The organism is Verminephrobacter aporrectodeae subsp. tuberculatae At4 (assembly GCF_000193225.1).
GTDB lineage: Bacteria > Pseudomonadota > Gammaproteobacteria > Burkholderiales > Burkholderiaceae_C > Acidovorax > Acidovorax aporrectodeae.
In genome coordinates this window covers 1-7,362 of sequence record NZ_AFAL01000026.1, presented here as the reverse complement: position 1 = coordinate 7,362, position 7,362 = coordinate 1, and the positions used below count along the sequence as shown (strand labels likewise).

The following is a 7,362-nucleotide window of genomic DNA, read 5'->3' as shown; positions in this document are numbered from 1 at the left end:
GGCTGGCCTGCGCGCATGGTCTGGCCCTGCGCGGCCATGCGGTGGTGCTGTTCGAGGCGCGTCCCAAGCTGGGCGGCCTGAATGAGTATGGCCTGGCCCGCTACAAGACGCCGCATGACTTCGCGCAAAAGGAGGTCGCGTGGCTGCTGTCGGTCGGTGGCATCGCGGTGCGCACCGGCCAGCAGCTGGGGCGCGACATCGCGCTCGACGGTCTGCTGGGCGCGTACGACGCGGTGTTCCTGGGGCTCGGGCTGTCGGGCGTGAACGCGCTGGGGATCGCCGAGCCCACGGCCACGGGACTGCGCAATGCGGTGGACTTCATCGCCGAGTTGCGCCAGAGCAGCGACCTGGCCAGCCTGCCGGTGGGGCGCCGGGTGGTGGTGGTTGGCGGCGGCATGACGGCGGTGGACGCCGCCGTGCAGTCGCGCAAGCTCGGCGCGCAGGAGGTGAGCATCGTCTATCGCCGCGGCGCCGAAGGCATGTCGGCGTCGCGCGTGGAGCAGGACTGGGCGCAGACCCATGGCGTGAAAATCCACCACTGGGCGGCCCCCAAGGAATTGCTCTGCGCGGACGGTGCGGTCAAGGGCATGCGCTTCGCCGCCACGGCGCTCGATGCTGCGGGCCAGCTGGTGGAGACCGGTGAGTGCTTCACGCTCGACGCCGACATGCTCCTCAAGGCCATTGGCCAGACCTATGTGGCCGAGCCGGCGGGCCGGGCGATTGCGCTGGCGGGCGGGCGCATCGCCACGGACGCGATGGGCCGCACCAGCCTGGCCCGTGTCTGGGCCGGCGGCGACTGCCGCGCGGGCGGGCGCGACCTGACCGTGGAAGCCGTGGAGCACGGCAAGCGGGCCGCGGTCTCCATGCACGAGGCGCTCCTGGCCTGAGCGGCGCCAGCAGCCGCAGCGCATTCACGGCAATTCACGGGAGCATCGCATGGCCGATATCCGCAGCAATTTTCTGGGCATCAGGAGCCCCAACCCCTTCTGGCTCGCGTCCGCACCGCCGACCGACAAGGAGATCAACGTCACGCGCGCCTTCGAGGCGGGCTGGGGCGGCGTGGTCTGGAAGACGCTGGGCGAGGATCCGCCCATCGTCAACGTCAACGGCCCGCGCTACGCGACGCTCATGGCGCAGGACCGGCGCGTGATCGGCCTGAACAACATCGAGCTCATCACCGACCGGCCGCTGCACACCAACCTGCAAGAGATCCGGCGCGTCAAACGCAGCTGGCCCGACCGCGCGCTGCTCGTTTCCTTGATGGTTCCGTGCGAGGAGCAGGGCTGGAAGCGCATCCTGGCGCAGGTCGAGGACACGGGCGCCGACGGCGTCGAGCTCAACTTCGGCTGCCCGCACGGCATGAGCGAGCGCGGCATGGGTTCCGCCGTGGGCCAGGTGCCGGAGTACATCCGGATGGTCACGGCCTGGTGCAAGCACCACAGCCGGCTGCCCGTGGTCGTCAAGCTCACGCCGAACGTCACCGACGTGCGCCTGCCCGCGCGCGCTGCCCGGGCGGGCGGGGCCGACGCGGTGTCGCTCATCAACACCATCAACTCCGTGATGGGGGTGGACCTGGATCGCATGGTGATGCTCCCGAGTACCGCTGGCCAGGGCTCGCACGGCGGCTACTGCGGCCCGGCCGTGAAGCCGATTGCGCTGAACATGGTGGCCGAGATCGCGCGCGACGCGCGGACCGCGGACCTGCCCCTGAGCGGCATTGGCGGCGTCGGCAACTGGCGCGACGCGGCCGAGTACATTGCGCTCGGCTGCGGCACGGTGCAGGTGTGCACTGCGGCCATGGTGTACGGCTTTCGGATCGTGCAGGACATGTGCGACGGGCTGTCGAACTTCATGGACGAGCAGGGCTACGCGACGCTGGACGACTTCCGGGGCCGGGCCCTTGCGTCCGTCCGGGACTGGCAGAGCCTGGACCTCGGGCACGTGGAGAAAGCGCTCATCGACCAGGACGCCTGCATCCGCTGTGGCCGCTGCCACGTGGTGTGCGAAGACACCGCGCACCAGGCGATCACGGCCATGGTCGACGGGGTGCGCCGCTTCCAGGTGAAGGAAGAGGAATGCGTGGGCTGCAACCTGTGCGCGTCGATCTGCCCGGTGCCCGGGTGCATCAGCATGCGCGCGCTGCAACCGGGCGAAGTCGATGCGCGCACCGGAATCCGGGTCACGGGCGAATACGCGAACTGGACGACGCATCCGAACAACCCGCAGCGCCCGCCGCCCGCGGCCGCGCCGGCCATGGCCTGAGGCGCGCGCCGCACCGGAGATGCATGCAAACAGATCATGCCGAGGCACGCGCCGCGCAGCCGCAGCGCCTGCCGCACGGCATTTTCGGGTGCGATTCTTGCGCGCCCGCTCGTGTCCGCCGTCTGCCCAAGCGCCGGGGCGCCGGACCAGACGGCACCCTACACTGTCTTTCACAGGAGTCGCAATATGACAAACAGTACCGGTAGCGCCGCCCACGTGGCGCGGCCCCTTCCCGGCGCGGCATCGGACGCGCTCGCGAACGATGATTTGCTCCCCACCACGCCCGCGCAGCGGCGCTGGGCCTGGAGAGACTTTGCCGCGCTCTGGGTGGGTATGGTGGTCTGCGTTCCCACCTACACCATGGCCAGCTCCATGCTCGACCAGGGCTTTACCTGGCAGATGGCGGTGTGGCTGGTGTTCCTGGCGAACTGCATCGTGCTCGTTCCCATGCTGCTCATCGGGAGCGTGGGGCCCCGGTACGGTGTGCCGTTTCCGGTGCTCGCGCGCGCGTCGTTTGGCGTCCAGGGTGCGAACCTGCCCGCGGTGCTGCGCGGCCTGGTGGCCTGCGGCTGGTTTTCCATCAACTGCTACTTCGGTGCGCTCGCGCTGCATGGCTTTTTGAACGTCCTGGGAATGGGCCTGGTGGGACCGACCGAGGGGCAGACCATCAGCAACTCGCAGTTCGCATGCTTTCTGGCGTTCTGGGCCGTGCATATCTGGTTCATCTGGAAGGGGCCGGAATCCATTCGCAAGCTCGAAGTGGTCGCCGCGCCGCTGATGATCGCCGCGTCCCTCGCTCTGGTGGTCGTGCTGCTGGTGCGGGTGCCTCCGGGCCAGCTCTTCAACCTGCCCCCGAAGGTGGTCGAGGGGGGCCCCAGAACCTGGGCCGCGCTCACCGGCCTGGTGGGCTTTTGGGCCACGCTGGCGCTGAATATCCCGGACTTCACGCGCTTTGCCCGGTCGCAAAAGGACCAGATTCTGGGCCAGGCCATCGGCTTGCCGATCCCCATGGCGCTGTTCTCCATGGTCGGCGTGATCGGGTTTTCGGCGTCGGCCATTTTGTACGGCAAGGCGCAACTGTTCCCCGACGGCCTGCTGACGCAAATGGGCAGCTTCGCGGCGGGCCTGGGCCTGCTCGTGATCCTGCTGGCCAACCTGACCACCAACGTGGCCGCCAACCTGGTGTCGCCTTCGTATGACTTCAGCCAGGTGGCGCCCGCGAAGATCAGCTTTCGCGCCGGGGGCCTGATCGCTGCGTTCATCGGCCTGCTGTTCATGCCCTGGAAGCTGCTGGCCACCTCGGGTGACTACCTGTTTACTTGGCTCGGCGGTTATGGAACGCTGCTGGGCGCGATCGCCGGCATTTTGCTGGTGGACTATTACCTGGTGCGCAAAGGGGAGCTCAAGGTGGACGACCTCTACCGCCGCGGCGGCGAGTACGAGTACTGCGACGGCTGGAACCCGCGGGCGCTGGTCGCCTTCGGCCTGGGCGTGCTGCCCTGCCTGCCGGGCTATCTGGCGGTGTCGGGAGCCATCGACAAGGCGGCGCTGCCCGGTCTGCTGCTCGGCCTGTTCGACTTTGGCTGGTTCTTCAGCCTGGCCGTGGCCGGCACCTGCTATTACTACCTGAGCACCAGAAAGAAATGATTCCCCCATTCCCATATCCCCATCCCGGAAGGAGTCCCCCATGAGCCAGGCCCTTGTGATCCGCGGTGGCACCGTGGTCAACGCCGACCGCGAACAGCGCGCCGACGTGCTGTGCGTGGACGGCCGCATCGTGGCGGTTGGCGAAACCGCAGCGCAGCATGCACCCGCGGGGGCGCAGACCCTGGACGCCGGCGGGCAGTACGTGCTGCCCGGGGGCATAGACCCCCATACCCATATGCAGCTGCCGTTCATGGGCACGGTGACCGCGGACGATTTCTTCAGCGGCACGGCAGCCGGCCTGGCCGGCGGCACGACGAGCATCATCGATTTCGTCATTCCCGACCCGCAGGAGCCGGTGCTGGACGCTTACCGCAAATGGCGCGGCTGGGCCGAGAAGTCTGCGGCCGACTACGGTTTCCACGTGGCCATCACCTGGTGGAGCGAGCAGGTGCACGCCGACATGGGAACACTGGTGCAGCAAGAGGGCGTGAACAGCTTCAAGCATTTCATGGCCTACAAGAACGCCATCATGTGCGACGACGAAACGCTGGTGCGCAGCTTCCTGCGCGCGCTGGAACTGGGTGCCATGCCCACGGTGCACGCGGAAAACGGCGAGCTGGTCTGCCTGTTGCAGCAGGAAGTGGCGCGCATGGGAATCACCGGCCCCGAGGGCCACCCGCTGTCGCGCCCGCCCATGGTCGAGGCCGAGGCGACGAACCGCGCGATCGCAATCGCCGACGTGCTGGGCGTTCCCGTCTACGTGGTGCACGTGAGCTGCATGGAAGCCGCCGAAGCCATTGCCCGCGCCCGTGCGCGCGGCCAGCGCGTGTACGGCGAGGTGCTGGCCGGGCATTTGCTGGTTGACGACAGCGTGTACCGCGACCCGGACTTCGCGCGGGCCGCCGCGCATGTGATGAGCCCGCCGTTTCGCCCCAAGATCCACCAGGAGGCGTTATGGCGCGGCCTGCAGTCGGGCCAGCTGCACACCACGGCGACGGACCATTGCGTCTTCTGCGCCGCGCAAAAGGCCATGGGCAAACAGAACTTCGCCCAGATTCCGAACGGCACCGGCGGCGTGGAGGAACGCATGGCCGTGATCTGGGATGCGGGCGTGAACACCGGGCGCCTCACGCCCAGCGAGTTCGTCGCCATCACCTCGGCGAACGCCGCGAGCCTGTTCAACATCTACCCGCGCAAGGGCTTCATCGGCGAGGGTGCCGACGCCGACTTGGTGCTGTGGGACCCGCAAGGCAGCAAGACCTTCTCGGCCAAGACCCAGCGCAGCAAGGGCGACTTCAACCTCTTCGAAGGCCGCAGCGTGCGCGGCATTGCGAGCCACACCGTGAGCCAGGGGCGGGTGGTGTACGCCAACGGCGAGCTGCGCGCCGAGCCGGGACGGGGCCGCTACGTCGAGCGCCCGGCGTTTGGCGCCCCCTTCCGGCGCTGCAAAAACGTGCGCGGGACCTGGCCCCGACCGCGGTCGTGCGCTGATTCACGGATTCATTCATGTATCAGGAGAACGGCATGGACACCCCCACCACAACCGATATCGACAAGCTGCGCGTCAACGGCGAGCGCTTATGGGCATCGCTCATGGAACTGGCGCAGATCGGCGCCACGCCCAAGGGCGGCGTGTGCCGTCTGGCCCTCACCGACCTGGACCGGCAAGGACGCGACCTGGTCACGCGCTGGGCGCGCGAGGCCGGAATGGGCGTGACCATCGACAAGATCGGCAACGGCTTCATGCGCCGCGCGGGGCGCAACAACCAGCTGCCACCGATCATGACCGGCAGCCATATCGACACCCAACCCACGGGCGGCAAGTTCGACGGCAACTACGGCGTGCTCGCGGGGATCGAGGTGGTGCGCACGCTCAACGCGCATGGCATCGAGACCGAAGCCCCGATCGAAGTGGCTTTCTGGACCAACGAAGAGGGCTCGCGCTTCGTCCCGGTGATGATGGGCTCCGGCGTGTTCGCCAAGGCCTTCACGCTGGAGCACGCGTACGCGGCCACCGACACCGAGGGCAGGACCGTGCGCGGCGAACTCGAGCGCATCGGCTATATCGGCGAGCAGGAACCCGGCGAGCACCCGATCGGCGCTTATTTTGAAACGCACATCGAGCAGGGCCCGGTGCTGGAGGACAACGACAAAACCATTGGCGTGGTCAGCGGTGTGCTCGGAATCCGCTGGTACGACTGCACCGTGACCGGAATGGAAGCCCACGCCGGCCCCACGCCCATGGCGCTGCGCAAGGACGCGCTGCAAGTGGCCAGCCAGCTGATGCAGGAAGTGGTCGCCTGCGCCCGGCGCCACCGGCCGCATGGGCGCGGCACCGTGGGAATGGTGCAGGTGCACCCGAACAGCCGCAACGTGATACCGGGCCGGGTGAAGTTCAGCATCGACCTGCGCAACGCGACCTGCGCCGACTGCGACAGCATGGACCAGGACATCCGCGCCGTGGCCGCGAGGCTCAGCGCCGAGACCGGGCTGCCGATCTGCATCGACCTGGTGTCGAGCTATCCGGCGCAGTGCTTCCATTCCGATTGCGTGGACGCCGTGCGCCGCGCCGCCGCCAAGCTCGGCTACCCGCACATGCCCGTCGTCTCGGGCGCCGGGCACGACGCCGTGTACATGGCGCGCCTGGCGCCTGCGGGCATGGTGTTCATCCCCTGCAAGGACGGAATCAGCCACAACGAGATCGAGGACGCCAAGCCCGAGCACATCACGGCGGGCTGCAACGTGCTGCTGCACGCGATGCTCGAGCGTGCGCGGGTGGTTTGCTGAAAATGGGCGGGCGCGTTGCCGTGGATACCCGGGACGATCAATGAACCGCGACGGGCTTCGCGGACAGCTCGATCCCGAAGGCCTTCATCAAGGCCAGCGTCGTGCGCAGCGTCGGATCGCCGTCAGCACGCAACGATTGGCAGAGTTGTTCGCGCGATAGCCCTGTCTGGTTGGCGATCTGCGCCATGCCCTTGGCGCGGACGGCGACGCCGAGGGCGTGGGCGATGAAACCAGGGTCGTTCGTTTCGAACGCACCGGCGATGAAGTCGGCAATGGCCTGGGCAGAGGTCAAATCTTCTGCAGGGTCGTAGAGGGTCAGTTCTTCGGTCATGCTCATTCGCTCCAATCAGCAGCATCGGGAGGTTCTCCATCATGCGCAAAGGTACGGGATCTGCACAGTCGTCATCACCGCCCTTGGGACATACCGGCCCGCGGCTCAGCCAATGGCCATCAGACTGGCGTTGCCCCCTGCGGCCGCCGTGTTTACGCTGAGCGTGCGTTCGCTCAGCAGGCGCTCCAGCGGCACGTCGCTGTCGCCCGGGGGCAGCGATACGAGCGCCACGATGGGGCCGGGGCGCCGTGCCAGCGCCTCGCACAGGTCGCGCAGCGCAGCGCTGTCGCCATGGTGCAGCAGCGCGGCAAGCTCCACGCGGGGGTCTTCGAGCG

At 68.0% G+C, this 7,362-nt stretch carries 5 protein-coding genes and 2 pseudogenes; 5 read left to right on the top strand and 2 right to left on the bottom strand.

Translation table 11 applies throughout. The features are described from left to right. From VTU_RS25160 to VTU_RS0100865, 5 genes and pseudogenes are all read left to right on the top strand, one after another. The coding region (locus tag VTU_RS25160; RefSeq protein WP_040891582.1) for an FAD-dependent oxidoreductase at nt 1-887 on the top strand (887 nt) is incomplete at its 5' end. A 49-nt stretch (nt 888-936) separates the two neighbouring features. Then, a complete protein-coding gene (gene preA, locus VTU_RS0100880; protein ID WP_010099935.1) occupies nt 937-2,262 on the top strand; it encodes an NAD-dependent dihydropyrimidine dehydrogenase subunit PreA in 1,326 nt (441 codons plus the stop codon). A 186-nt stretch (nt 2,263-2,448) separates the two neighbouring features. Next, entirely contained in the window at nt 2,449-3,909 is a 1,461-nt protein-coding gene (locus tag VTU_RS0100875; RefSeq protein ID WP_010099934.1) for an NCS1 family nucleobase:cation symporter-1, read from the top strand. 40 nt (nt 3,910-3,949) lie between these two features. Beyond that, a pseudogene (gene hydA / locus VTU_RS25155) lies at nt 3,950-5,400 on the top strand (dihydropyrimidinase). A gap of 33 nt (nt 5,401-5,433) precedes the next feature. Next, nucleotides 5,434-6,696 carry a Zn-dependent hydrolase gene (locus tag VTU_RS0100865; RefSeq protein WP_029553977.1) on the top strand — a complete coding sequence of 421 codons (1,263 nt, stop codon included), beginning with the start codon at nt 5,434-5,436 and terminating at the stop codon, nt 6,694-6,696. A 37-nt stretch (nt 6,697-6,733) separates the two neighbouring features. On the opposite strand, the gene VTU_RS0100860 is transcribed toward VTU_RS0100865, so the two are convergent. Together VTU_RS0100860 and VTU_RS25150 are read right to left on the bottom strand one after the other, a co-directional pair. Further along, nucleotides 6,734-7,027: an addiction module antidote protein gene (locus VTU_RS0100860; protein ID WP_029553976.1), complete on the bottom strand. Its 294-nt coding sequence runs from the start codon at nt 7,025-7,027 to the stop codon at nt 6,734-6,736. Nucleotides 7,028-7,132: 105 nt separating this feature from the next. Continuing rightward, nucleotides 7,133-7,362, bottom strand: a pseudogene (locus tag VTU_RS25150) (L-glutamate gamma-semialdehyde dehydrogenase); the annotation flags it as partial.

What these genes read in the sequence shown, in the direction of transcription:
- preA (WP_010099935.1), top strand. Translation starts at nt 937, where the DNA reads ATGGCCGATATCCGCAGCAATTTTCTGGGCATCAGGAGCCCCAACCCC.
- VTU_RS0100875 (WP_010099934.1), top strand. Translation starts at nt 2,449, where the DNA reads ATGACAAACAGTACCGGTAGCGCCGCCCACGTGGCGCGGCCCCTTCCC.
- VTU_RS0100865 (WP_029553977.1), top strand. Translation starts at nt 5,434, where the DNA reads ATGGACACCCCCACCACAACCGATATCGACAAGCTGCGCGTCAACGGC.
- VTU_RS0100860 (WP_029553976.1), bottom strand. Translation starts at nt 7,027, where the DNA reads ATGACCGAAGAACTGACCCTCTACGACCCTGCAGAAGATTTGACCTCT.